This is a genomic window from Desulfuromonas sp. AOP6 (assembly GCF_009731355.2).
In the GTDB taxonomy this organism is placed as follows: Bacteria; Desulfobacterota; Desulfuromonadia; order Desulfuromonadales; family SZUA-540; genus SZUA-540.
On record NZ_AP022810.1, the window covers coordinates 2,064,283 to 2,090,579 of the forward strand.

Sequence of the window (26,297 nt, forward strand, 5' to 3'; positions counted from 1 at the left end):
GGCCTCACTCAACCCTGATTTACTTGCTTTCCCGCCGCAACTGGGGAAAGAGGATTACGTCGCGAATCGAGGCGGAGTCGGTGAGGAGCATCACCAGACGATCGATGCCGATCCCTTCTCCCGCCGCGGGTGGAAGGCCATATTCGAGGGCGCGGACATAATCCTCATCCATGGCATGCGCCTCTTCATCTCCGGCCTCTTTCTCGGCAAGTTGCTTGGTAAAACGATCCTTCTGGTCGACCGGATCGTTGAGCTCGGAAAAGGCATTGGCCAGCTCCCGGCCGACGATGAACAGTTCGAAACGGTCAACGACGTCAGGGTTCTGTTCATTTTTCCGCGAGAGCGGCGAAACCTCGGTGGGATATTCGGTGATAAAGGTCGGATTCCACAGGTTGGGTTCGACGACCTCGTCAAAAATCTCGGTCAGCAGCTTGCCAAAACCGATATGGTCATCGAGCTCAAGGCCCAGGCTCTTGGCATAGGTCAGGGAACGATCCCTGTCCTCAAGAATGGCCGGATCGATCTTCCCGTACTTGACGATGGATTCCTTCAGGGTCAGGCGATCCCAGGGGGCCGTCAGGTTCACCTCACGGCCGCCATAGGTAAAGACCAGGCTGCCAACCACTTCCTGAGCCACACGGCAGATGAGTTTCTCGGTGAAATCCATCAGCTCCCGATAGGTGGCATAGGCCTGGTAGAACTCCATCATGGTGAACTCGGGGTTGTGCTGGATGGAAATACCCTCGTTGCGGAAATTGCGGTTGATTTCGAAGACGCGATCGAATCCGCCCACCACCAGGCGCTTGAGATAGAGCTCGGGAGCAATGCGCAGAAAGAGATCCATCTTGAGGGTGTTGTGGTGGGTGACGAAGGGCTTGGCCGTGGCACCGCCGGCAATGGGCTGCATCATGGGGGTTTCAACTTCGAGGAAGTCGTGATTTTCCATGTATTCGCGGATGAGGCGAATGATGCGGGTGCGCTTCTGGAAGACCTCACGAACCTCGGGGTTGACCATGAGGTCGAGGTAGCGCTGGCGATAGCGGGTCTCAACGTCGGTCAGGCCATGCCACTTTTCCGGCAGCGGCAGCAGGGATTTGGTCAGAATACGAATCTGTTCGGCACGGACAGACAGCTCTCCGGTCTTGGTGCGGAAAGGCTTGCCGGAAAAGCCGACGATATCGCCGATATCCAGGCGCCGAAACTGTTCAAAGGCCTCCTCCCCCACCGTGTCGCGGCCGACATAGACCTGCAGGCGACCCTTGCGATCCTGGACCTGGATAAAAGCGGCCTTGCCGAAGTCTCGTCGGGCCATGATGCGGCCGGCGAGGGTGTAGTGATGCGGGCTGTCTTTCAACGCCTCCGCATCCTGGTTCTCATGAGCAGCCAGCACATCGGCGGAGGTATGGGCGACCGGATAATCGTTAGCATAGGGGTTGACTCCCTGCTGACGCAGGTCGTCTACCTTGGTGCGCCGCTGAAGCAGCAGATCGTTCAGTTCTTCCATGAAATTCAACACCTTTCATCCCGGTTTGGCGAGGGGTACGATATACTCAGGACGTCCTCAAGTCAAGGAGCAAGGATTAGTCGCCCAAAGACATGAGACATGGCCGCGAAGTGTCCGCCTCCCTCTGTCAAAACCGGCTTATTTTTTACTTAAAAGATAGGCTTCGATAAAGCCGTCCAGCTCCCCATCGAGTATCGCATCGGTATTGCCCACCTCGTAACCGGTCCGATGATCCTTCACAAGCCGATAGGGATGCAATACATAGGAACGGATCTGGCTCCCCCAGCCGATCTCCTTTTTCTCGCCGGCTATAACCGAGGCCTCCTCTTCTTTCCGGCTCACCTCCATCTCATAGAGGCGGGCCTTGAGCTGCTTGAGGGCCACGGCCCGGTTCTTGTGCTGGGAACGTTCGTTCTGGCAGGCCACGACAATCCCGGAGGGGATGTGGGTGATACGGATGGCCGAATCGGTCTTATTGACATGCTGGCCACCGGCGCCGCTGGCCCGGTAGGTATCGACCTTCAGGTCTTTTTCGTTGATCTCGATCTCGATATCGTCGGAGAGTTCAGGAAAGACGAAGACCGAGCAGAAGGAGGTATGGCGACGGGCATTGGCATCAAAGGGGGAGATGCGCACCAGGCGGTGGATCCCCATTTCGGCCCGCAGATAGCCGTAGGCGTATTCCCCTTCGACATTAAAGGTGGCCCCTTTGACTCCCGCTTCGTCGCCGGGCTGATAATCGGTAATCTCGGTACGAAATCCTTTGCGCTCACAGTAACGAAGATACATGCGCAGCAGCATCTCGGCCCAATCCTGCGCTTCAGTGCCGCCGGCGCCGGCATTGATGCTGACGATGGCGTTGTTGGCGTCATGCTCCCCGGAAAGCATGCGCGCGAACTCCATCTTGGCGACCTTTTGCTGCAGATCGGGGAGAACCGCTTTGATCTCCTGCAGGGTGGCCTCATCCTCTTCGGCTTCACCGAGTTCGACAAGAACCTGGAGATCCTCCAGATCCTGAGCCGCCTCATCCCAGGCGCCGACCCAGCGATGCAAGGAGGTGCGTTCCTTGAGACGTTCCTGGGCCTGTTCCCCCCGGTTCCAGAAATCCGGATGGGCTATTTCCGCTTCCAGTTCGGCAATACGTTCTTTCTTGGTATCGACGTCAAAGGTACCTCCTCAGCTCTTCGAGCTTGAGCTTGATCTCTTTGAGTCCCTCTTTTTCATCACGAAACATGGCATACCCCTTTTAAAAATTCAGGAGGGGGATTATAGCCGCTGATACTTTTTTCCACAAGGTTTCTTTCCCGGTTTCTTTACTGCTCAACCGCGCATTTTTCGACGGGTACGCAGGAGCCAGAAGACAGCAAGAACCAGGGCCAGGACGGGACCGACATCGCCGTAACGGGTATAGACGGTGGGCGTGCTGCCGAGGCCGACCTCTTCGTTAAGATAGCCACGTTCGAAAATCGGAGTCTGCCGGTCGATGACGCCGAGGGGAGAGATCACCGCCGAGATGCCGGTGTTGGCAGCGCGCGCCACCCAGACACGATTTTCGATGGCCCGGAACCGGGTCATGGCAAGGTGCTGATAAGGGGCCGACGAGCGGCCGAACCAGGCGTCATTGGTGATATTGACCAGCAGGTCACTGCCACGGCGCACATAGTCGCGGGCCAATTCTGGGAAAATACCCTCAAAGCAGACAAGAGTGCCGAGGCGGGCTCCGTTCATGGGCAGCGGGCTGATGACGCCGGGAGAGAAATCCCCGACACCCACCACCAGTTTGTCGATGAAAGGCAGATAGGCGCCGAAGGGGACATATTCGCCAAAGGGGACCAGATGGACCTTATCACTGCGCCCCAAAGTTTCGCCTTGCGCATCGAGCAGAAAGGCACTGTTGAGATAGCGGAAAGAACGGTTGATGACCTGATAGGCGGGGCTGCCGAAGAGCAGGAAGGCATTCGTGTCCTCTGGCACAGCCGCGACCTGTTTGGCCAATTCCTCCCCCTCCTGAAAATAAAAGGGGGTGGCACTTTCCGGCCAGATGATCAGATCGAGGTCGTCCTTTGCAGCCGCCTGTCGGGACAGTTCACCGTACAGAGCTACCGTTTCGGCCTGGTAGGCCGGATCCCATTTGAGAGACTGGTCAATGTTTCCCTGAATCAAACCGACCCGCAACACCTTCTCGGGTGGACCGGTGAAGGCTGGCTGGCGGAAATGACCGTAACCCAGATTGAGCCCAAGCAGCAGAAAGAAGACCCCCCAGGCCCGCCAGGGCAGCACGGAAAAGAGGCCCATGCATCGCTGACGCAGGGTCTGCGCCAGCACGGCATTGCTCAGAACAAGCAGAAAACTGAGGCCATAGATTCCAAGGATATCAGCCGACTGAATGACGAGGAGATGGTTCTGGGAGTAGCCGAGCGAGGCCCAGGGAAAACCGGAGAGCAGAAAAGAGCGCAGGAACTCCAGGGCAACCCACAACACGGGCAGGGTCAGGATGATCGAGAGCCCGCTTTTTTCGCGCAGGCGGCTGGCCGCCCAGGTGACAATGGCGAAAAAAAGGGACAGGTAGGCGACGAGCAGCAGATAGGCGACCAGGGAAAAAACGGGGGCCAATCGTCCGTAGGTGGTCATGACGATATTAAGCCAGTAGAGCACCACACCAAAAAAGGCCATCCCTGCGGTAAAACCGCTACGAAAGGGCCTTTTTTCCATGACCAGAAAAAGCGGCACCAAAGCCACCCAGGCGAGCAGGGACAGGGCGGGGCGAGGAAAAGAGAGGGCGAGCAGACCGCCGGAGAGCGCCGATATCGCCGTCACCCGATCGGGCAGCAGATGCCTCATCCTTTTCATTCCCCGCTTTCCTGCAGATACTCGGGAGATTCCCGGTGAACGCGCACCTTGCCGATCTTGCGCGAATCGCATTCGACCACCGTCAGGTGCAGGTCACCGTCACGCAGTTCCTCGCCGCGCACCGGAATGCGTCCCAGCAGATTAAAGACATAGCCGCCGACCGTATCGAACTTGTCCCGCGGAATCTCGATATCGAAATGTTCTTCGACCTCTTCGATGTTCAGGCGGCCGTCAACAAGGACGGTGGATTCATCCTCTTCGACCAGCCAATCCTCTTCCAGGTCATACTCGTCCTGGATGTCTCCCACGATCTCCTCCAGCAGGTCTTCAATAGTAATGAGCCCGGAAGTGCCACCATATTCGTCGATGGCGATGGCGATATGGACACGCCGCGTGCGGAAATCCTGCAGCAGGTTTTCGATATTTTTGGTTTCCGGCACGAAAAACGGCGTGCGCATAACCTGACTGATAACGAGATCTTCGTTGTGGCGCCCCCAGAAACGCAGAAGATCTTTGGCGTAAACCATGCCGACAATGCGATCATTGCTCCCTTCGTAGATAGGGATACGCGAATGCCCTGAAGAGATAATGGCCTCCAGCAACTCATCGAGGCTGGCTGTCAGGCTGCAGCAAACCATGTCCGTACGCGGCACCATGATTTCGCGCACGATCGTATCGCCGAACTCGAAGATGGAGGAGAGCATGTCCCCCTCCCCCTCGTTGATCAGCCCTTCCTCTTCGGATTGTTCGATAATGTTCTGCAGGTCTTTTTCGGTCATGGGCCGCCGGCGACCGAACAGCAGGCCGCGAAGACCGGTCATCCACGAAGGCGGTTTGTCATGGGGACTGTCATCGTCCACGGGAATTCTCCTTGAATCGGTAATGTTATGACCGTCCGCAGACGGTCAGGCAAAAAGCCAGAACAGCAGCCAGGTGACGCCGGCGCCCAACAGGGCACCCGCCACCACCTCGCGCAGAGTATGAATTTTAAGGAGCAGGCGGCTCTGGCTGACCATGGCCGCCAACCCCAGGGTCAGCAGGGCGATCACCGGACCGACCTGGGCCAGCACGATGGAGGTGGCGATGGAAAAAGAGATCGCCGCATGGCCGCTGGGCATGCCTCCATGCAGGGGCGTCCCTTTTCCCAGCAGCGCTTTGAGCAGAACCACCAGAATGGTGACCACCAGCACGGAGACCACGGCCAGCTCCCCCGGCGGGTGCCCCAGAAGGCTCAACCCCTGCCCCAGAACCGGAAAGAGGTAATGGGACAGCGCCAGATACCCCATGACCACCGCCCCGATACTGGCAATAAGGACGGCGCCGGCGGCGACGTCCTTGACCCGGCCGGCCAGAGGATGATATTCGGGCGAGACGAGATCGACGAAGACCTCCAGGGCCGTATTGATCATTTCGGCGAAGAGTACCAGGGTGACGGCAAAAGCGAGTAGAATGAACTCAAGAGCGGTCACCTGAAAAAACAGCGCCAGAAAGAGCAGCACCAGCGCCGCGACAAAGTGATAACGCATGTGCCGCTGGGAACGGGCCGCCCAGATAATCCCTTCAATAGCGCAGTTGACGCTCTGAATCCACCCGGAAGGTTTCATCCCTTCTTTCAAGCCGCCTCCCCGCTTCACGCCGCCAGGAATTCGTCCCGGATGGTGGCGAATATCTCCCGTTCTTTAGTTTCCATGATCCTGGCCTGTTCCTCGGTGCCGCGCTCGTGATCATAACCAAGCAGATGCAGAATCCCGTGAATCAGAAGAAAATACAGTTCGCTCTCAAAACTGACAGCGGCCTCTTCGGCGTCGCGGGCAGCCGTGTCGGCGGAGATAAGCACATCGCCGAGCAGCAACGGATTCAGGCCGGCGCCCTCCCCCTCCTGCATGGCGAAGGAGATGACGTTGGTCGGACGGTCTTTGTGCAGATAATCGCGATTGATCTCGCGAATCTGCTCATCCGACAGAATAACGACGGACAGTTCGGCCTCAGGACATCCCGAGACGCTTAAGATCCTCCGAGCTACTTTTCGCAGGTCCAGCTTCCTTATCTTTAACCTCTTTTGGCGGTTCTCGATCTGAATCTTCAACGTTCTTCCTTTTGTTCGGATCTTTCTCCCTCTCCTTGAAAGCAGGTTCGGGATAGTCGATACGATGATGAAAAATGCCGGACAATATACGGTTGAAGCTCTTGGCGATATTGTGCAGGTCTTTCAGAGTCAGTTCACACTCGTCCAACTGACCGTCGATGAAAATGTTGTTGATAATCTTCTGCACCATCCCCTGAATACGGGCCGGCGTTGGATCGGTCAAGGTCCGGCTGGCCGCTTCCACCGCGTCAGCCAGCATGATGAGAGCCGCTTCCCGTGTCTGCGGCTTGGGTCCGGGATAGCGGTACTCCCGCTCGTCCACCTGCTGCACACCGGGGTCTTCCTTGCTTTTGGCCTTGTCATAAAAGAACTTGATAAGGGCGGTGCCGTGATGCTGGCGGATGATATCCACCAAAGGATCACCCAACTTGATTTCACGGGCCAACTCGGCGCCATCCTTGACGTGAGACATGAGGATCAGCGCACTCATGGAAGGGGCCAGCTTGTCGTGTTTGTTCTCCAGATTGCCGATATTTTCAACAAAGTAGAGTGGTTTGCGAATCTTGCCGATGTCGTGGTAGTAGGCGGCCACCCTGGCCAGCAGGGGATTGGCGTTAATGGCCTCGGCAGCGGCTTCCACCAGATTACCGACAATGATCGAGTGATGGTAGGTTCCCGGTGCCTGAATCATCAGTTCCCTGAGAACAGGCGTATTCATGTTGGCCAGTTCCAGCAGCTTGATGTCGGTGGTGTACTTGAAAAGATACTCCACCAAAGGAACGGTGCCTGTCACGATCACCGCACAGAAGAAACCACCGGCCAGACCGAAACCGAGTTTGTAGAGGAGCTGGACATCCATGGCCCGTCCCGCCATGAGATGCAGAGCCAGAATCATCAGAATGTTGGCGACGGAGATCCACATCCCGGCCCGGTAGAGGGTCGTGCGCTGCTTGCACTGGCGAACCCAGTGGGCGCCGGTAAGGCTGCCAACCAGAGTGTAGAGCGTTATAAAGAGGCTGTTGCCGAACAGCAGGCCCATCAGCACAGAAAAGACCAGGGTAAAGATGAGGGCAATTTCAGAATTGAGAACGATACGAACCAGAACGGCGCCGACCGCAAAGGGAAAGACATAGTAATAGGTCGATGACTCAATGTAAGGGAACGAGGTTTCCAGGGCGGTGGAAATAAAGATGGCGATCTTGACCAGGAGGAACAGACCCAGAAACGCGGCCGTCAGAAAGAGGAAATCCCGTGTCCTGGGGTGGTATTTACGAATATTGATCTGGGCAAAGCTGTGGGCGGTCAGGATGAGCAGGGCGATCCCCCCCAACATGCCGAGGCCCATGCGAAAGACGCTCAGGTCACCCCCCAGTTCACGCAACGCTCTTAGTTTTTTGATATGTTCGGCAGTGACCTTCTCTCCCTCGCGTACAATCATCTCGCCCTTTTTCATCTGAAAGAGGACAGGTTTGACCTCCTCGGCTGCTTTGCGCTTTCTCGCCTCGGTCTCACTTTTGTTGAACGTGAGATTGGGACGCAGCAGCTTCTGAATGACGGCAAAGACAAGGGTACGATTCTTTTCCGACAATCCGTCAAGGGTCTTGAGCTTGGAACGCGCAAAATCCTGCGCCTCTCCCAGCCCGACCACCTGGCCGAGATTCTGGCCGGGCGCTTCCTTCTGTGTCAGCAGATCGCGGATGACAATCCCTTTTTCCCGGTCTGCTTCAAAGAGTTGCAGGTTACCGACCACCTGCCGGTTCAGGGTCTGGATGAGAATGTTGCGCAGGGAAACCTGATACTCCTCCAGGGGAGAGAGCTCGGCCAGGGCGCCCACTTCATCAGCAGTCAGGTTGATGCCGACAAGTCCCTCGACCTCCTTGAGCATGCTCTGAGAATCGCCCCCCTTGCCCTTGGCGCCCTGGATCGTCTTCAGGGCCTGCAGAAGCCGGTCTAAGATCTCCTGGCCCGCCTTGGGATCAAAGTCATACAGAGCCAGGGTGGCATCATGGGCTTCCTGCTGCTTTTTCTCAGTCAACTCCAGATCAGGGATAAGCATATCCCTGGGTGCCTTGATGTCCCGCGAAGCAATATCGCCCGGCGCGTAATAATCAGGGACGAATCCTCCCTTGGGGATAATGACCACGGTCAGCAGTACCGCCAGAGCAAAAAGAAGCAGCAGGCGGACGTAGCGATCTTCCAGGGAAAAACGGAATCCCGTGGGCAGCCCCTTCGGCTTTCGGGGGGACGATTCGTTTTTACGTTCGTTTTTAGTCATAGAAAAATAGATTCAGTCCTTTTTCGCGACCGGCTGAGGCGCGGCATCCCGGCAGGCCCGATCATAAGCCTGCACGATACTCTGCACGATAGGATGACGGACGACATCACGGTCTGAAAAATACTGCAGGGAAATACCGTCGATCCCTTGAAGAAAATCGGCGGCCTGCACAAGCCCCGAAAGACGACCGGCGGGGAGGTCAATCTGCGTCCTGTCACCGGTGACCACCGCACGGCTACCGAAACCCAGGCGGGTGAGAAACATTTTCATCTGTTCGGTGGTCGTATTCTGGGCCTCATCCAGTATGACGAAGGCGTCGTTGAGGGTTCTTCCCCGCATGAAGGCCAAAGGTGCTACTTCGACAATCCCCTGCTCGATAAGCTGCTGCCCCTTGTCCATTCCCATCATATCGAAAAGGGCGTCGTAAAGGGGGCGCAGGTAGGGGTTCACTTTTTCCGCCAGATCGCCCGGCAAAAACCCAAGCTTTTCACCAGCCTCAACAGCCGGACGCACCAGCACGATGCGGCTGACCTCTTTTTTGAGCAGGAAAGAGACCGCCATGGCCATGGCCAGATAGGTCTTTCCCGTACCGGCCGGACCGATACCAAAAACGACATCCTTGGTCCGAATGGCGTCGATATACTGTTTTTGCGCCAGGCTCTTGGGGGAGATGATTTTTTTGCGGGCGGAAATAAAAATGGTGTCCAGGAAGATGGACTTCAAGGAAGCCTTGGAGTCACTGCTGAGGATACGGACAGCGTAATCGATGTCCGTGGGGTACAGGGGATAATCCTCTTGCAGCAGGGCTTGCAGTTCCGCCATCAACCGGACGGTGAGGTCAACCTGAGACCCCTCCCCCTCGATGGTGAGCTCCAGCCCCCGGGAGCCGATACGGACCCCCAGAGAACGCTCTACCTGCTTCAGATTCTTATTCTGTTGACCGAACAAGAGGTTCGCCAGGCGCTGATCCTCAGCGACGAACCTCTTTCGCGTGTTACTCGTATCCAAAAAATGTCCCTTTGTTGGCACATATATTCGAGGGCGCAGAATATCACCGGGCAGAAATAAAATCAAATCATTTCAACACCCCTGTCACCCCCCCCTTTTCGCCATGCCGCCGGTCGAAAAAGGGGTTTCAAATTAACCCCGTTGTGCTATATAAAGACCCTGTCGCCGGAACGCCGGCCTATATCATTCTTTTGATTCAAGGGGGACGCCATGAGTGAAATTATCGATATCTATGCCCGGGAAATTCTCGACTCCCGCGGAAACCCCACCGTTGAAGTGGAAGTATATCTCGAAAGCGGTGCCATGGGACGGGCGGCCGTGCCAAGCGGCGCGTCCACCGGTGAGCGGGAAGCGCTTGAACTGCGGGACGGCGACAAGGACCGCTACCTCGGTAAAGGAGTCATCAAGGCCGTCGACAACGTCAATGAGATCATTGCCGAAGCCCTGGTTGGCTGGGAGGCCTCCGATCAGGCCGGCATCGATCGCAAGCTTCTTGAGCTCGACGGCACCGACTTTAAGAGCAACCTCGGCGCCAACGCCCTGCTCGGTGTTTCCATGGCCTGCGCCAAAGCGGCAGCCGAAGAAGCCGGCCTGCCCCTTTACCAGTACATCGGGGGCGCCAACGCCAAAGAACTCCCCCTGCCCATGATGAACATTATCAACGGCGGCGCTCACGCCGACAACAACGTCGACATCCAGGAGTTCATGATCATGCCCGCCGGGGCCGATTCCTTCAAAGAGGCTCTGCGCATGGGCGCCGAAATTTTTCACGCCCTGAAAAAGGTCCTCAAGGCCAAAGGCTACAACACTGCCGTCGGTGATGAAGGCGGCTTCGCTCCCGATCTCAAGAGCAACGAGGAAGCTCTGCAGGTCATCATGGAAGCCATCAAGCAAGCAGGCTACGCGGCCGGCGAGGACATCCTGCTGGCCCTGGACGTCGCCTCCTCTGAGCTGTTCAAGGACGGCAAGTACCATCTCGAAAACGAGAAGCAACCTGTCAAAACCGCCGCCGAACTCATCGACTTCTACGAAGACCTGGTCAACCGCTACCCCATTATCTCCATCGAGGACGGCATGGCCGAAAACGACTGGGACGGCTGGAAGCTGATGACCGAGCGCCTGGGACAGCGCATTCAGATCGTCGGTGACGACCTTTTCGTGACCAACACTCGCATCCTTAAAGAAGGCATCGACAAAGGGATCGCCAACTCCATCCTGATCAAGGTCAACCAGATCGGCACCCTGACCGAAACCCTCGAAGCCATCGAAATGGCCAAACGGGCCGGATACACTGCCGTCGTTTCCCACCGCAGCGGCGAGACGGAAGACACCACCATCGCCGACCTGGCCGTGGCCACCAACGCCGGCCAGATCAAGACCGGTTCCCTCTGCCGCACCGACCGCGTCTGCAAATACAACCAGCTGCTGCGCATCGAGGACGAACTGGACGAAGTCGCCCTTTTCAGCGGCAAAGGGGTGTTTTACAATCTGCGCAACAAATAATTGAACGATCGTTAGAGCAACTCAAAGGGCCCGCGGCATGATACGCGGGCCCTTTGAGTTCGACACTGATCGACAACTCTATTTTCAGGGGACGAAGAGCCGGTAGGTGCTCCCTTCCTTCTCCCGCCTCAGCAGACCCTTTCGAGACATCTCAAGAAGAAGCCCCTGCATGGTCTTGCGATCCTGCTCGGGGAAATAGCCATAAAGCTCCGTTTGGAGCATCCCCTCCTGCCCGGCCAGGCAATTGAGAACCCTGGTATCCATGGAAAGATCTTCGGCGGGCTCGGTGCTGGGTGCCGCCGGTGCGGGCTCTGGCAGAACAGCCTGCTGACGATCCCCCTGGTCCGGTTCAGCAGCAGGCCGCGTCTCCTGGCGGATCTCCTGTTCGACCTCCTTGAGTTTCTTCACACCCAGATAACCCGCCGCGGCCGCAGCCGCCAGAAACACCATAAATCCCACCCCCATGAGCTCTCCTCCCTTCGGGACAACGTCCCCTTGTCGCTTCGACTTCTCTCTATCCCCTGGCTACTTCACGTCATCCAGCTTCATGATGTCATCCACTCTTTCCCGCTCCAGAACCTCTTCCTCCAGCAGGGCCGCGGCCAATCGATCCAAAGCCGGTCTGTGCCCTTCCATGATGTCATCGGCTGCCTTCTCTCCCTGCTTGATGATCTTTTCAATCTCCTGATCGATCAGCCAGGCCATCTGTTCGCTGAAGGTCTTCTCGGTGGCCAGTTTACGGCCAAGGAAAGGATGTTCTTCCCCCCGGCTGTAGGTGACAGGGCCGATTTTGTCGCTCATGCCCCATTGGCAGACCATCTTCTCCGCCAACTCGGTCACCTGCTTGAGATCACTCTGCGCCCCTGTCGACACCACACCAAAAACCGCTTTTTCAGCTGACCGCCCCCCAAGGCTCACGGTGATCCGCGTCATCAGATAATCACGGGTGTAGTGATAGCGGTCATCCTCGGGCAACTGCTGCGTGACGCCCAGTGCATGCCCGCGCGGGATAATGGTGACCTTATGAATGGGGTCGGTGCCGGGCAACAGTTTGGCCACCAGCGTATGGCCGGCTTCATGATAAGCCGTAATCTTCTTCTCTTCTTCCGAAATAAAAAGCTTGCGCTCGGCCCCCATGAGAATCTTGTCCTTGGCCTTTTCCAGGTGAGCCATGCTGACCTGCTCACGATCGTCCCGGGCCGCAATAAGGGCCGCTTCGTTGATCAGACTTTCCAGGTCCGCCCCGCACATCCCCGGCGTGCCGCGAGCAATGACCTGCAGATCGACATCCTCGGCCAGTGGCACCTTGCGGGTATGCACCTTCAGAATGGCTACACGGGCCCGCCAGTCCGGACGCTCCACCACCACCTGCCTATCGAAACGTCCTGGTCGCAGCAGAGCAGGATCGAGCACATCGGGCCGGTTGGTGGCCGACATGACAATGACTTCTTCATGCGGCTCAAAACCGTCGAGCTCGGCCAGCAGCTGATTGAGGGTCTGTTCCCGTTCATCATTGCCCCCGCCCAGGCCCGTACCGCGAGAACGGCCGACGGCGTCGAGCTCATCGATGAAGATGATACTGGGCGCGCTCTTCTTGGCGCTGGAAAACAGGTCGCGTACCCGGCTGGCGCCAACGCCGACAAACATCTCGATAAACTGCGAAGCAGAAATAGAGAAAAAGGGAACCCCGGCCTCGCCGGCCACCGCCCTGGCCATGAGAGTCTTGCCCGTTCCCGGCGGGCCGACCAGCAGAACACCACGAGGAACCTTGCCTCCGAGGCGAGCGAACTTTTTAGGAGTGCGCAGAAACTCCACCACCTCCATGAGCTCCTGCTTGGCCTCGTCCAGCCCGGCGACATCGTCAAAGGTAACGCGTGAATGTTCCTGCGAGTAGAGCTTGGCACCCGATTTGGAAAAATTCCCCATCAGACCGCCACCGACGCCGCCGCCAGTACGATTGCGCAGCCCTTTGATGATGAACCACCAGAAACCAATGATGAGCAGCCAGGGGATCAGGTAGACCAGAACGGAAGACCAGACGGAGGCTTCTTTATCGGGAAGGACATGGATCTCGGCTTGACCTTTCTGCAGAAGCTCAAGCAGCTCGGGATCGTCAAAAGGTGGCAGGTTGGCAGAGAATTGCGGGTAGACGACAGCAGAATCAGGCGCCGTCTTTTCATCGTCCAAGGCAATAGGCTCCCTGAAAGAACCCTGAATATCCTTGTCCTGGAAAGTTATTTTCTGGATATTGCCACGACGGGCCTCCTCCTTGAGAAGGCTGTAGCTGATGGCAGCAACCCGCTCGACCTCAACGGGCGCCCGGTAGATCATATAGGCGTTGAACACAAAGGCCACCAGGGCCAGGACGATAATCTGACGCCAGACAATCTTGGGCATGGTGCTCCCCGGGCTTAAACAAAAGGCAAGCGTTTATTGCGAAGCAATTTTAACCTCAGAGCAAAGGGAGACGGATTCCATCAGACCGCAGCCCTCCTATTTTTCTTCCGACTTAAACCAGTGCTCAAACCAGGTGCGATGGTCCTTTTCGGCCAGAATCTGCAAGTCTTTGGGTCCCAGCCAGACCCCACCACACTGCGCACATTTATCGAGAGGAACACCTCGAAATTCCATGGGAACGATCTCTTGTCCGCATTTGGGGCATCGATTCCGGCACAGCTCCCGAATGAGCTGTTCGCGATGCTCTTCACGCATCTTCTCGATCAATTCTTTTTCGTGTTTGTAGAAATAACTGTTCTCCAGGGCTTTCTTCCGCTCTTCCCACAGATCTGTCATAGCGCACCCCCCCAGAATCATTGGATTTTATATTAGTATAACCAAGGGGATGTGCTTGGCAAGGCATGCGGACCCGAACATCACTCCAAAAGGCGGTAGTGGCCCTGCCCGAAGGAGGCACTTTTGCCGATGCCCATGAGGGCACCGAGGCGGAGGACCCAGGCAACATGAATGAGGGCGTCTCCGGCCAGTGTCGTGCTTCCGGTCACGCCACCAAGGTCAACAGCATGATCCTGCCCTTCAAGCGTGCGCCAATCCTCCCAGCACAGGGAGGAATCCGACTCCCGCACCAGAGACGCCTGGGTGAGCAGCTCCCTGGGATCCACTTCAAGCTCGACGCCACAGTGGGAAAAGAGTACCGAGGTCACTCGCCGCAACACAAAAGGAAAGACGCGACTGAACACCGGCCGAAACAGAGGCCGCCCATGGGAAAGCAACCGGGCCGGCGTCAGCAGTTGCAGAGTGAGCTGTTGCGGCACTCCCCCGAGGCGGTCCAGCTCCCAGGCCGCCGAAGAAATGGCGGGACACAAAGGCTCGACCGGCTGTCCCTCCCGCCAGATTTTTTTAAAGTGCCCGGCGGCATCGGCCGTCTCCAAAGCAACCACCTCGAAGATTCCCTCCCCCCGGCTGATCCCCTGTCGCCCCAGCATCTGCAGCGCGGGCAGAAAATCCGCCATGGCAGCTACCCCTTTGCCCCAGAAAATCACCGGCAGGCGCAGCTGGTCGCCGGCCTCGTAAAGACAGGCGTGGGCCGCTTCGGGCAGGATGACAAAGGGGGGAGTGGGTTTTTGATGACGGCGGCGTCCCTGAACGTCGAGACTGACTTCGGGAGAGAAGAGCGGACGGAAGCGTTCCCTCGACCCTTCGACAGCCGCAAGGACGGAAATCGCCTGTAGAAGTTCCCTACGTAGTCGCAGCAGCTGGTCGAGGCGCAGGTCGCAGGGGTCCTGAAATTCGAGGACAAATATCACGCGGGCGAATTCAGCCCTTTCCAACCCGGCAGGGGTTTCCGGCAGAAACATGGTCGATCTCCTGTACGGTGTCTGGCCAAGAATGACTCATCATACCTGCAACCGCGGGGCATTCCAAGGGGGGAGCAGGGAGTTGCATTTCCCAAACCACGGTAAAGCAATTGGTTGCGCCGGCACTTTCCTTCTGCTAAAGTTGGCCCCAAAACAGCGCTGAAAAGGCTCGTTTCAAGGATCCTGCGAACTTTTCCCCACACGACACATCACTATTTATCCAAGGACAAACGTCACCCATGCTGCAATTTGAGCTTCTGGCCAAGGACAAGCAGACGGCGGCCCGCCGCGGCCGCGTCACCACGCCTCACGGTGTCATCGAAACCCCCATCTTCATGCCCGTGGGGACCCATGCCGCCCTCAAGGCCATGACGCCGGCCCAGGTCGAAGAGACCGGCGCTCAGATCATTCTGTCCAACACCTACCACCTGCACCTCAAACCCGGCGAGGGCCTCATTGAAAAAGCGGGCGGCCTGCATACTTTCATGAACTGGCAGAAGCCTATCCTCACCGACAGCGGAGGTTTCCAGGTCTTTTCCCTGCCCAAGAAAAAAATTACCGAGGATGGTGTCTTCTTTCGTCATGAATATTCGGGGGATGACATCTTCCTGGGTCCCAAGGAGGCCATGGCCATCGAAAACGCCCTCGGTGCCGATATCATCATGGCCTTCGACGAATGCATCCCCTACCCGGCCACCCACGATTATACGGCCAAATCCATCAAAAAAACCTTGCGCTGGGCCGAACAGTGCCTGCGCAGCCACGGTCGCGCCGATCAGGCCCTCTTCGGTATCGTGCAGGGCAGCGTCTATGAAGACCTGCGACGCGAGTGCGCGAAGGCCCTGACAGCCATGGATTTTCCTGGCTACGCCATCGGCGGTGTCAGCGTCGGCGAAGGGCTGGAACTGCTGAAAAAGGTCGTCGACTATACGGCCCCCTTCCTGCCGGAAAACAAGCCGCGCTACCTCATGGGGGTCGGCTTACCCGAGGATATTCTGGAAAGTATCGAACGGGGCATGGACATGTTCGACTGCGTCATCCCCACGCGCTACGCCCGCAGCGCCACCCTGTTCACCAGCCGCGGCAAGATACGCCTGACCAACCGCCGCTATCGCCGCGATTTCTATCCGGTGGACCGCGCCTGCGACTGCTACTGCTGCCGCAACTTCACCCGGGCCTATCTGCACCACCTGTATAACGCCAACGAAATCCTGTCAGCGATCCTGGCGGCCATCCACAATGTCCGCTTCTATCTGACCATGGTCGAAGGCGCCCGAAAAGCGATTGAAAAGGGGGAATACCTCGATTACAAACGTGAATTTCTCGGTCAGTACGGCAGCAGTGAGGGCGAGGAATAAAGGAGGCGGGCAGACGAGAACGATGACGAGCCTGGATGCGAAAAAGGCCGCTAAACTCAGGCAGGCGCTGACCGCCGCGGGGGAAGAGCTTTATGCGCTGGTGCAGGATGCCGACATGGAGGTGCTGCGCGCCACGCTAAAAAACCAGCAGCTGACGGAAGATCACCTGCTGACCCTGGTGAAAAGGCGCGACCTGTCGGAAGATCTGCTTAAGGCCACTCACCAGCACAGACACAGTGCCGACAGCCATCGGCTCAAACTGGCACTGGCGCAGAACCCGGCCACCCCAGGCCACCTGATGCAGACCCTGCTGCCGCAACTCTTCACCTTCGAACTGCTCAACCTCTGCGTATTGCCCGGCACAACCAGTGACCAGAAACTGGCGGCGGAACGGGTTATCGTGCAACGGCTGCCCACCACGCCGCTAGGCACTAAAATGACCCTGGCCCGCCGGGGGACAGCCCTCATTGTCGGTGAACTGCTCAAAGAAGGGGATACCCGATTACTGGATGCGTGCCTGGCCAGTCCCCGTCTGAAGGAAGCCGCTATTTTTCAGTTTCTCAACGGCGCCAGGGCCACCGCCGAGACCATCTCCTGCGTGGCCCGCCATCCCCGCTGGAAAAACCGTCCCAATCTCCAGATGGCCATTCTTAAGAACCGTAAAACTCCGTCCATCTGGTATACGGTGCTGCTCCCCCGCCTCAAACCGACGGAGATCAGGCAGCTGCAAACCAACCCCAACCTGAGCCCCGTCCAGCGAAATCTCATTCAGGATGAAATGAACAGGCGCCAAAAACGCTCACCCTGATGTCTCCCTTTTTCAGTCAAACGCCACGATAAAACCGCTGCCGTATCCCTGGGCCACAAAATCACGCTGGGCCGCTTCCGCCGCAGGCAGACTCGCATAACGGCCGACCCGCACCCGGTAAAAGAGCTGACCGTGCACCACCGATTCGGCCACCGTCGCCACACCGTAGCGACTTTTCAGCTCAGCGGCAAACCGGCGGGCGTTTTCCGGCTGGGTGAAGGCACCCAGCTGCACGGCATAGCTTGCCGGGGCATAGCTGACCGGCTCACGGTACGTCACCTGTCCGGATGAACCCTTGATCTGGTAGCCCAGCGCCTCAATGCGAACCGGCGCCGTGCCCGGCCCCACCACCTCCAGCTCTCTGGCGGCCGCAAAGGAGAGATCGATAATCCGTCCTTTGACGAAGGGCCCGCGATCGTTGACCCGCACCACCGTCTGCCGGCCGTTATTCTTGTTGTGGACCCGTACGTAGACGCCGAGCGGGAGGGTCTTGTGAGCGGCCGTCATCGCATACATATCGTAGATTTCACCATTGCTTGTCTTTTTACCGTGGAAGTCCTTGCCATACCAGCTGGCCAACCCTTCCTCGATGAAACCATCGTGAGAGCGCAGCGGATCATATCTCTCTCCGTTGACCGTGTAGGGTTTTTGATGCCCCTTCAGCTCGCGCGTCTGTGGCGTGTCGAGCACGCGGGTATCGTAGGTCGGCTTGCCAGTGCAACCTGCCAGCATCAGCAGGATTCCCAATACAACAAAGAGTTCTTTCCTCATGTAAACCTCACCCAGAGAGCAGTCCGATAAAGAACAGGGCGGCGACCTTTGCGGCCTACCGCCCTGCGTATTCAGCGTACTTTTTGACGTATAGAGTTTGCCCGGACAGACAGGCTATTCCGCCACGCGGCTCATGGCCCGGAATTTCTGATAGCGCTGTTCGACCAGCTCTTCGGGGGAGAGCTGGTTGAGTTCATCCAGGTGTTTCTTCAAGTATTTTTTCAAATTCTCGGCGGTGGCCTTGTGATCGTTGTGACCGCCGCCGACCGGCTCTTCCACCACGTCATCAATGACACAACCGAGCTCGGCGATGTCCGTCGCCGTCAGCTTCAGCGCTTCCGCCGCCTGCGGTCCCTTGGTACCATCATTCCACAGGATGGCGGCGCAGCCCTCGGGAGAGATAACGGCATAAACCGAATATTCCATCATCAGCACCCGGTTGCCGACGGCGATGGCCAGAGCCCCGCCGGAGCCCCCTTCGCCGGTGATAGTGACGATAACCGGCACGGTCAACGCCGCCATTTCCCTCAGATTGCGAGCAATCGCCTCGGCCTGACCCCGTTCTTCGGCGCCGATCCCGGGAAAGGCCCCGGGTGTGTCGACAAAAGTGAAGATCGGCAGTCCGAACTGCTCCGCCATCTGCATGACGCGCAGGGCCTTGCGGTAACCTTCGGGATTGGGCATACCGAAGTTGCGGTAGACTTTTTCCTTGGTGTCCCTCCCCTTCTGATGGCCGATGACGGCGCAGGGCTGGCCCTCGAAACGGGCGAAACCACAGACCAGGGCCGGATCGTCACGAAAATTGCGGTCGCCGTGAACCTCGAACCAGTCGGTAAAAATATGCTGCACATAGTCGAGAGTGAAGGGGCGGTTGATATGCCGCGCCAGCTGAGTGCGCTGCCAGCGGGTCAGGTTGGAAAAGATTTCTTCGCGCAGTTTCTGGGCTTTTTTCTCCAGCTTTTTGAGATCGCCGGAAAAATCGACCTTGTCGGTGGAATAATCACGCAGCTCGCGGATTTTCTGTTCCAGGTCGACAAGGGGCTTTTCAAAATCAAGGTAGAATTGCATAGCCATATCTCCTGACTTGTCCATTTGGGTCGCAAGCGTGTATTTATATACCAACGTGCCCCAAATAACAATGCTTTATCGCCCCAGACAGCAAAACCCCAGGAAAAAACTAAAATTTCCCCGCGAATTTCTCTACTCGAAAGTGACCACCTTGTAGCCGAAAAGCTTGTCGGCTTCGTCCATCAATTCGTCGTTGGCGGCCACTTTAAGACGCTCAATGGGACGGATGGTTGTTTCACTGCGGTTGGGAATCACCAGATGGAGGAACGGCTCGCATTCACCGCGATGGCGCTCCATGATACTGCGCAACGAGCGCAACTGGTTTTCCTCCAGACCGGGACTGCTGACGCGAAAATGTACCTTCTTCGTCTGCCGCTCCTTGACCTCGCGCAGCGAAACCACTTCATTGGCCATCAGTTTGCAGGTATCCTCGCCAACGTCCAGAGTCCCACTGACCAGCAGCGGCTCTTCCGACTTGAGTAGCTCCATGGAGGCCGCGTAGACCTCGGGAAAGACCACCATCTCTACAAAGCCACCCAGGTCCTCCAGGGTGACAAAAGCCATGCGGTCGCCTTTTTTAGTGGTCAGTTCCTTAAGACCGGCGACAATGCCGCAGACCCTGACCTCCGACTTGTCAGGGCGCTCCTGCAGCCCCGAGGTGTCGCAGGTGGCAAAACGGCGGATGGTATCTTCATGGCGGGACAGGGGATGTCCGGTGATGTAGAAGCCGAGAGATTCTTTTTCAAACCCCAAGAGCACCTTCTCGGGCCACTCGTCCATGGCCGGCAGCTCGCCGTAACCGTTGCCGTTGTGGGAAACGATCTCGTTGACACCGAAGAGGGATTCCTGCCCCATGGCCTTTTCACGCTGTACCTTCTGGCCGATATCCATGGCCTCTTCCAGCACGACCATGTACTGGGCGCGCTTGCCACCCAGAGAGTCGAAGGCGCCGCAACGGATGAGGGCCTCCACCACCTTTTTATTGACCTTGCGCAGGTCGACCCGCTCGCAGAAATCGTGCAGGGAGCTATAGGGCGCCTCCTTGCGCACCTCAATGATGGACTCCAGCGCCGCCGAGCCGACCCCCTTGACGGCACCGAGACCGAAACGGATGGAGCGGCCATGGACGGTAAAAGAGCGATCCGAGGCATTGATATCGGGCGGCAGCACCTCGATGCCCATGGAGCGCACCTCGGAGATGTTCTTGATGACCTTGTCCGTATTCTCCATGTCCTCGGTCAGCAGCGCTGCCATGAACTCCACCGGGTAGTGGGCCTTGAGATAGGCGGTGTGATAGGCCACCAGGGCATAGGCCGCCGAGTGCGACTTGTTGAAACCGTAGGCGGCGAACTTCTCCATGAGGTCGAAGACCCCTTCCGCCTTCTTCGGATCGAGTTTGTTCTCCTTGGCGCCCTTGAGAAAGAGGTCTTTCTGCTTGGCCATCTCCTCCGGCTTCTTTTTGCCCATGGCCCGCCGCAGCAGGTCGGCGCCCCCCAGGCTGTAGTTGGCCAGGGTCTGGGCGATGAGCATGACCTGCTCCTGGTAGACGATAACCCCGTAGGTATCCTTGAGGATCGCCTCCAACTGGGGAAAGTCGTAGGTGATGGCCTTGCGCCCGTGCTTGCGCTGAATGAAGTCGTCCACCATCCCCGACCCCAGCGGACCAGGGCGATAGAGGGCGCAGATGGCGATAACGTCCTCGAAGCAGTTGGGCTTGAGCTTGACCAGCAACTCCTTCATCCCCGAGGATTCAAGCTGGAAAACCCCCGTTGTTTCCCCGGCGGAGAGCAACCGGTAGGTCTCGGGATCGTCGTCACCGATGATACGCAGGTCGAACAGGGGGTCCTTGCCTTCGCGGATGAGACGCACAGCGTTGTCGATGACGGTAAGGGTCTTGAGGCCGAGGAAGTCGAACTTGACCAGACCAATCTTCTCCACGTAGCTCATGGGGAACTGGGTCACCTGCCCGCCCGATTTGGGGTCGGTGTACAGGGGCAGATACTCGGGCAGCGGCTTGGGAGTGACCACGACGCCGGCGGCGTGGGTCGAAGCGTGACGCGTCAGTCCCTCCAGGGCCAGGGCGATGGTGAAAAGCTCCTTGATCTTGGGATCTTTTTCGACCAGTTCCTTGAGCTTGGGCTCCTGCTGCAGAGCATCCTTGAGGGTGATATTGAGCACGCCGGGGATGAGCTTGGCGATGCGGTCGACGTCGCCGTAAGGCATGTTCAGGGCGCGGCCGACGTCGCGGATAACGCCCTTGGCCATCATGGTGCCGAAGGTGATGATCTGGGCCACGTTCTCTTCGCCATACTTTTGGCGCACGTAGTTGATGACGTCCTCACGGCCGTAGATGCAGAAGTCGACGTCGATATCCGGCATGGAGATACGTTCGGGATTGAGGAATCGCTCGAACAGCAGGTTGTAGGGCATCGGGTCGATGTCAGTGATGCGGATGGCGAAGGCCACCAGGCTGCCGGCGGCGCTGCCGCGCCCCGGGCCTACCGGGATGGAGTTGTCCTTGGCCCAGTTGATGAAGTCGGCGACGATAAGGAAATAGCCGGGAAAGCCCATCTGTTTGATACAGTCAAGCTCCCGCTCCAGACGAACGCGATAGGTCTTCTCCTCCTCCTCCGAGAAGTCGGGACGGATCTTGCGGATGTCGGCGATGCGCTCGTCGAGACCCTGGCGGGAGTCCTCGGCCAGCACCTCGTCCAGAGTCTTGTCCTGGGGCTTTTCGTACTGGGGAAAGTGGTAGGTATTGAAATCGAGTTCCAGATTGCAGCGCTCGGCGATGGCCACGGTGTTGCTGATGGCCTCCGGCACATGGCGAAAGAGCTGGGTCATCTCCTCCGGCGTCTTGACATAAAACTCGTTATTGGAAAAACGCATGCGGTTGGGGTCGTCCATGGTCTTGCCGGTCTGGATGCACAGCAGAACCTCATGGGCGTAGGCGTCTTCCCGCGTCAGGTAGTGGCAGTCGTTGGTGGCCACCAGGGGGAGCTTGAGTTCCTGGGAGAGCTGGATAAGGCCTTTGTTGACCGGCTCCTGCTCAGGCAGGAAGTTTTCCTGCAGTTCGAGAAAAAGACGGTTGTCGTCGAAGACGTCCGCCATGGCCAACGCCCGCTTGGCGGCTTCTTCCATACGGTTCATGCCGATCAGGGTGGGAATCTCTCCTCCCAGACAGGCAGTCAGAGCGATCAGACCCTCGTTGCGCTCTTTCAGCAATTCCCAGTCGATGCGCGGCTTGTAATAGAAACCTTCGCGGTAGGCAGCGGAGACCAGATGGCAGAGATTGCGGTAGCCGGTGAGATTCTGGCAGAGCAGTACCAGGTGATAAGACGCCTCCGACGAACCGCGGGCGTTGCTCTTGTCGAAACGCGACCCCGGGGCGACATACATCTCGCAGCCGACAATGGGTTTGATGCCAGCAGCGGCAGCCTTGCTGTAGAACTCCAGTGCTCCAAACATGTTGCCATGATCGGTCACCGCCAGGGCGGGCATCTTGTATTCGCGGGCACGGGTGATGAGATCGCCGATCTTGATGGCGCCGTCTAGCAGACTGTACTGGCTATGTAAATGGAGATGAACGAAGTTTGCGTGTTCCATAAATCCTCTGGGACTAAAAAGGGTAAGACGTTGTAACCCGTGAGGCGTGAGGGGTGAAGCGTTTACCTCACGCCTCACAGTCTCAGATCACTTCCACGCCGAACTGGCCGAGCAGGTCAACCAGTTTGATAAGAGGCAGACCGATGAGGCTGGTGTAGTCCTCCCCTTCCACTTTCTCCATAAGGGCAATGCCGAGCCCTTCAATCTTGAAGGAGCCGGCGCAGTCCACGGGATTTTCCCGCTGCACATAGCGGCTGATCTGGTCTTCGGCAAGAGGCTTGAGGGTCACCGTGCAGGTGGCAAAATCGGAAAGGGCCTGGCCGTTGGCGGCATCAAGGACCGTCACTCCAGTGTAAAAGGTGTGACTGCGGCCAGCCATGGAGCGCAGCTGTTCCACCGCCTTGGCCTGGGTGCCCGGTTTACCGAGCACCTGGTTACGCGGATCGACGAAGATCTGATCGGAGCCGATGATCAGCGCCTCCGGGTAGCGTTCGCGCAGGCTGAGGGCCTTGTGGTAGGACAAGTGCTTGACCAGCAGCTCCGGCGCAATGCCCTTGTGCATCTCCTCCTTGTAGAGGGGCGCGTCAGCCACAAAGGGGATTTCCAGTTGGCGGAGCAGTTGGCGGCGGTAGGTGCTGGTGGAAGCCAGAACGATGGATCGCATGGAGATTCCTCGGGATAAAAATTCATCCCCTTTTTACTCCAGGCGCCACAGAATTGCAATGGTTTGAACCGGACTAGTGAGCCAACCGAATCAACCCTGCCGGCACCAGCCGGGAACATCCTCCGCGATCAGGCCGGCCGCCGAAAAGAGGGGCAAATGCACATGGGGCAGCGGTTCGCGGCCGCCTACATCCGACCTCAGGCCGCGCACCAAGGGCAGATCGAGGGCAGCCTCCACCAGGGCGGCGCGCAGTCTGTCAGCGCCACAGCGGGACAAGAAGGAAACGGCTTCCCGGCTTCCCAGCCACTGGTCGACAAAGGTCACTTCGGCTTCGCCACCAACCTCGATGAGCACTTCCCCTTCATAGCAGCCATCCCCCACCGTACCGCACACCCGCACGCCACGTCCGCTGCGCTCCACCGAATGGGTATCAAAATAAACGCCGCGGCCTTCCAGTTCTTCCGTCGCAATGTAAATCATGCTGTCCTCCTTCTCGGTTATGGTTCCATCCTACCGAGGAGAGTGACAGAATGTGTCACACCGCTTCCGACTTTTTTGCCGACGCCCTCAGCGCCTGCCGTAGCCCCGCCACAAAGGTTTTGCGCAGGCTGGCCGGCGCCAGCACTTCTACGTGCGGCAGATAGGAATAGAGCCAGGAGAGAATTTCCTGCTCTCCCGCCGCTTCAAAGGAGAGGAGCACGGAGCCGTCCGGTTGTTCGTCCAGTTGCTGGGCCGGATGCCAGATGCGCTCGCGGATCAAATGGGCTACCGCCGGGCCGAAACGGACCTTAATGGCCAGGGGCTGATCGTTGATCAGGCCGAAGGCGTTGCCGGTGAGATCCTCCAGGCGGAAGTCCTCGGGAATCTCGAAACGCGTATCGCTGCAGTGTATCTCCTGAATCCGGTCAACCAGAAAGAGGCGCAGGCCCTGGCGGTTATGGGCATAGCCGCCCACATAGAGGGAATCCTTGTAGAAGAGCAGTGTGTAGGGGTCGAACAGATATTCCTGCCCGGGGCGGTGCGGCGGCGAATAGATGAGGGTGCAGCGATACTGATACAGCAGGGCCTCGCGCAGGCGGCGCAGAATCTCTTTCTTGCCGCTGTAATCCCGTATCCCCTGAAAACGGGGAGCCGCCGCCTCGGCCAGGCGTTCTAGATGGGCCACGCTGCGCGGCGGCAGGCTGGAGCGGATGCGGCCGAAAATGGCATCGAGGTCGTCGGAAAAAGGTGTTCCCCGCAAAAAAGACAGCTGCCCCCGGCAAAAATAGAGGGTCATCAACTCCGCCAGGGAAAAGGTGATGGGCGGAATATTCTTGAAGCCGGTCATGAACCGGTACAGCACACGTCCATCTGACTCCCGCTCGCGGATGAGGGGATACCCTGCATCCGCGATGGCCTGCAGGTCGCGGTAGATGGTGCGCCGATTGACCTGGCACTCCTCGACGAGTTCCTCCACCGTGGCGCCGTAGCGGGCCTCCAGCAGGCGGATGACATCATGCAGGCGCGCCGCCTGGCTGTATTTCTTGGCCGGCTTGGTCACCCCTCACTCTTCATTCGTCACATAATACGTATACTTATGCGCTTTGCCCCGCACCTGGTCGCTGGGGTACTTGCGGATGTTCTTCTCCATCTTGGCCAGCACCGTGTCGGCCATGTCCAGTCCCAGGGTATTGGCCAGCGAGAGAGCGTAGATAACGATGTCGGCGAGCTCTTCGCCGATATCCTGGAGCGCCGCGGGAGACAGGCTTTTCGACTGTTCCACTGTCAGCCACTGAAAATGCTCCATCAGTTCGCCCGCCTCGATGGCAATGGACATGCTCAGGTTCTTCGGGGTATGGAACTGTTCCCAATCCCGCTCCCGCACAAAGGCCGCCATCTTCTCCTTCAGATCCTGCAGGGTGGTCTGGTTGTCGCTCATGAAAATCTCCTTGGATGGACCTTCGTGCAGAGGTCTTCGACTACGCCCTTTTGCGCAGTGCCTGCTCCCAGTCCCAGGCCGTCTGGATAATGTAGTCGAGATCGGCGAAACGGGGCTGCCAGCCCAGCTGGGCGGTGATTTTTCCGCTGTCGGCGATCAGCGAGGCCGGATCCCCTTCGCGCCTTGGCGCTTCCTCCACGGGAAAATCGAGGCCGGTGATGCGCTTGGCCGTCTCCACCACCTCACGCACCGAATAGCCCCGACCGTAGCCGCAGTTGAAGATGTCGCTAGTACCGCCATCGAGAAGGTGGCGCAGGGCGACCAGATGAGCCGCGGCCAGGTCATCGACATGGATGTAGTCGCGGATACAGGTGCCGTCGGGAGTGGGATAATCGGTACCGAACACCTGCAGCTTGTCGAACTCCCCCAGCGCCGTCTTCAGGGCGCGGGTGATGAGGTGAGTGGGGTTCTTGTAGCACTGACCGATGCGGCTGTGCGGATCGGCGCCGGCCACGTTGAAATAGCGCAGGGCCACATAGGCGAAATCGCCGCCGGATGCCGCCAGATCGGCCAGAAAGCGCTCCGTCATCATCTTCGAAGCCCCGTAGGGATTAATGGGCGCCAGCAAGGTCTCCTCGCCAACAGGAACCTTTTCCGGCGTACCGTAGACGGCGGCGGTGGAGGAGAAGATAAAGCGGGGGATATTCAGCTCTTGCAGAGTTTCCAGCAAGCCCAAGGCATTGACGGTGTTGTTGCGATAGTACTTCAGCGGCTGACGCACGCTCTCGGCCACCTCAATGAACGCGGCAAAGTGCATGACCGCATCGGGGCGAAAATCCCGCAGGGCTTTTTTCAAACCCTCCCGGTCAGCGATGTCTCCCTCGACCAGGTCGCCATGCAGAATCGCCCAGTGGTTGCCCGTCGACAGATTGTCATAGGTGCGAACCTCATGGCCAGCCTCCCCCAGCGCCTTGACCACATGACTGCCGATATAGCCGGCGCCGCCGGTGACGAATATACGTGACATACGCTTTACTCCTTGCAAATGACGCCGTTGACCGCT

At 58.0% G+C, this 26,297-nt stretch carries 23 protein-coding genes; 3 read left to right on the forward strand and 20 right to left on the reverse strand.

Annotation, left to right across the window (positions count from 1 at the left end; all coding sequences use genetic code 11):
• Positions 1–19: 19 nt before the first annotated feature.
• From lysS to AOP6_RS09735, 8 genes are all read right to left on the reverse strand, one after another.
• On the reverse strand, positions 20–1,504 hold the full coding sequence (lysS, locus tag AOP6_RS09700; protein WP_155876543.1) for a lysine--tRNA ligase: 1,485 nt from the start codon (positions 1,502–1,504) through the stop codon (positions 20–22).
• A gap of 138 nt (positions 1,505–1,642) precedes the next feature.
• Positions 1,643–2,738, reverse strand: a protein-coding gene (gene prfB / locus AOP6_RS09705) for a peptide chain release factor 2 (protein ID WP_155876544.1) whose coding sequence is annotated in 2 segments (ribosomal slippage) — positions 1,643–2,668 and positions 2,670–2,738 — 1,095 coding nt in all. Because the reading frame shifts where the segments join, the coding sequence is not laid out codon by codon here.
• 86 nt (positions 2,739–2,824) lie between these two features.
• Positions 2,825–4,354 (reverse strand): apolipoprotein N-acyltransferase, encoded by a 1,530-nt coding sequence (gene lnt, locus AOP6_RS09710; protein ID WP_225897272.1) that lies wholly within the window; start codon positions 4,352–4,354, stop codon positions 2,825–2,827.
• On the reverse strand, positions 4,351–5,175 hold the full coding sequence (locus AOP6_RS09715; RefSeq protein ID WP_155877697.1) for a hemolysin family protein: 825 nt from the start codon (positions 5,173–5,175) through the stop codon (positions 4,351–4,353). Before AOP6_RS09715 ends, lnt begins: the two co-directional genes overlap by 4 nt.
• Before the next feature lie 84 nt (positions 5,176–5,259).
• Positions 5,260–5,970 carry a diacylglycerol kinase gene (locus AOP6_RS09720; protein ID WP_275950963.1) on the reverse strand — a complete coding sequence of 237 codons (711 nt, stop codon included), beginning with the start codon at positions 5,968–5,970 and terminating at the stop codon, positions 5,260–5,262.
• A gap of 14 nt (positions 5,971–5,984) precedes the next feature.
• Positions 5,985–6,440 (reverse strand): rRNA maturation RNase YbeY, encoded by a 456-nt coding sequence (gene ybeY / locus AOP6_RS09725; protein WP_155876545.1) that lies wholly within the window; start codon positions 6,438–6,440, stop codon positions 5,985–5,987.
• The gene (locus AOP6_RS09730; RefSeq protein ID WP_155876546.1) at positions 6,340–8,715 is read right to left on the reverse strand and encodes an HDIG domain-containing metalloprotein; all 2,376 of its coding nucleotides are present in this window, start codon (positions 8,713–8,715) and stop codon (positions 6,340–6,342) included. Before AOP6_RS09730 ends, ybeY begins: the two co-directional genes overlap by 101 nt.
• Before the next feature lie 12 nt (positions 8,716–8,727).
• Positions 8,728–9,723 carry a PhoH family protein gene (locus tag AOP6_RS09735; RefSeq protein ID WP_155876547.1) on the reverse strand — a complete coding sequence of 332 codons (996 nt, stop codon included), beginning with the start codon at positions 9,721–9,723 and terminating at the stop codon, positions 8,728–8,730.
• Between the two features lie 210 nt (positions 9,724–9,933).
• On the opposite strand from AOP6_RS09735, the gene eno reads away from it, so the two are divergent.
• The gene (gene eno / locus AOP6_RS09740) at positions 9,934–11,226 is read left to right on the forward strand and encodes a phosphopyruvate hydratase (protein WP_155876548.1); all 1,293 of its coding nucleotides are present in this window, start codon (positions 9,934–9,936) and stop codon (positions 11,224–11,226) included.
• A gap of 84 nt (positions 11,227–11,310) precedes the next feature.
• On the opposite strand, the gene AOP6_RS09745 is transcribed toward eno, so the two are convergent.
• From AOP6_RS09745 to cas6, 4 genes are all read right to left on the reverse strand, one after another.
• On the reverse strand, positions 11,311–11,691 hold the full coding sequence (locus tag AOP6_RS09745) for a hypothetical protein (protein WP_155876549.1): 381 nt from the start codon (positions 11,689–11,691) through the stop codon (positions 11,311–11,313).
• Positions 11,692–11,751: 60 nt separating this feature from the next.
• The gene (gene ftsH, locus AOP6_RS09750) at positions 11,752–13,623 is read right to left on the reverse strand and encodes an ATP-dependent zinc metalloprotease FtsH (RefSeq protein ID WP_155876550.1); all 1,872 of its coding nucleotides are present in this window, start codon (positions 13,621–13,623) and stop codon (positions 11,752–11,754) included.
• A gap of 96 nt (positions 13,624–13,719) precedes the next feature.
• Positions 13,720–14,019, reverse strand: coding sequence for a zf-TFIIB domain-containing protein (locus tag AOP6_RS09755; protein WP_155876551.1), 300 nt, complete (start codon positions 14,017–14,019; stop codon positions 13,720–13,722).
• Between the two features lie 80 nt (positions 14,020–14,099).
• On the reverse strand, positions 14,100–15,041 hold the full coding sequence (cas6, locus tag AOP6_RS09760) for a CRISPR system precrRNA processing endoribonuclease RAMP protein Cas6 (protein WP_155876552.1): 942 nt from the start codon (positions 15,039–15,041) through the stop codon (positions 14,100–14,102).
• Between the two features lie 242 nt (positions 15,042–15,283).
• On the opposite strand from cas6, the gene tgt reads away from it, so the two are divergent.
• Positions 15,284–16,399: a tRNA guanosine(34) transglycosylase Tgt gene (gene tgt, locus AOP6_RS09765; protein WP_155877699.1), complete on the forward strand. Its 1,116-nt coding sequence runs from the start codon at positions 15,284–15,286 to the stop codon at positions 16,397–16,399.
• A 22-nt stretch (positions 16,400–16,421) separates the two neighbouring features.
• Positions 16,422–17,207 carry a hypothetical protein gene (locus AOP6_RS09770; protein ID WP_155876553.1) on the forward strand — a complete coding sequence of 262 codons (786 nt, stop codon included), beginning with the start codon at positions 16,422–16,424 and terminating at the stop codon, positions 17,205–17,207.
• Between the two features lie 12 nt (positions 17,208–17,219).
• Here AOP6_RS09770 and AOP6_RS09775 read toward each other — a convergent pair whose 3' ends face one another.
• The 8 genes from AOP6_RS09775 to galE form a co-directional block, all read right to left on the reverse strand.
• Positions 17,220–17,978, reverse strand: coding sequence for a septal ring lytic transglycosylase RlpA family protein (locus AOP6_RS09775; protein WP_155876554.1), 759 nt, complete (start codon positions 17,976–17,978; stop codon positions 17,220–17,222).
• Between the two features lie 114 nt (positions 17,979–18,092).
• Entirely contained in the window at positions 18,093–19,052 is a 960-nt protein-coding gene (locus tag AOP6_RS09780) for an acetyl-CoA carboxylase carboxyltransferase subunit alpha (RefSeq protein ID WP_213194540.1), read from the reverse strand.
• A gap of 126 nt (positions 19,053–19,178) precedes the next feature.
• Positions 19,179–22,652: a DNA polymerase III subunit alpha gene (dnaE, locus tag AOP6_RS09785; protein WP_155876556.1), complete on the reverse strand. Its 3,474-nt coding sequence runs from the start codon at positions 22,650–22,652 to the stop codon at positions 19,179–19,181.
• 82 nt (positions 22,653–22,734) lie between these two features.
• The gene (locus AOP6_RS09790) at positions 22,735–23,316 is read right to left on the reverse strand and encodes a nucleoside triphosphate pyrophosphatase (protein ID WP_155876557.1); all 582 of its coding nucleotides are present in this window, start codon (positions 23,314–23,316) and stop codon (positions 22,735–22,737) included.
• Positions 23,317–23,406: 90 nt separating this feature from the next.
• Positions 23,407–23,796 (reverse strand): hypothetical protein, encoded by a 390-nt coding sequence (locus AOP6_RS09795; RefSeq protein ID WP_155876558.1) that lies wholly within the window; start codon positions 23,794–23,796, stop codon positions 23,407–23,409.
• Between the two features lie 55 nt (positions 23,797–23,851).
• Entirely contained in the window at positions 23,852–24,856 is a 1,005-nt protein-coding gene (locus AOP6_RS09800) for a transcriptional regulator (RefSeq protein WP_155876559.1), read from the reverse strand.
• A 3-nt stretch (positions 24,857–24,859) separates the two neighbouring features.
• Positions 24,860–25,234, reverse strand: coding sequence for a nucleotide pyrophosphohydrolase (locus AOP6_RS09805; RefSeq protein ID WP_155876560.1), 375 nt, complete (start codon positions 25,232–25,234; stop codon positions 24,860–24,862).
• Positions 25,235–25,274: 40 nt separating this feature from the next.
• Positions 25,275–26,261: a UDP-glucose 4-epimerase GalE gene (gene galE / locus AOP6_RS09810; RefSeq protein ID WP_155876561.1), complete on the reverse strand. Its 987-nt coding sequence runs from the start codon at positions 26,259–26,261 to the stop codon at positions 25,275–25,277.
• Positions 26,262–26,297 lie beyond the last annotated feature (36 nt).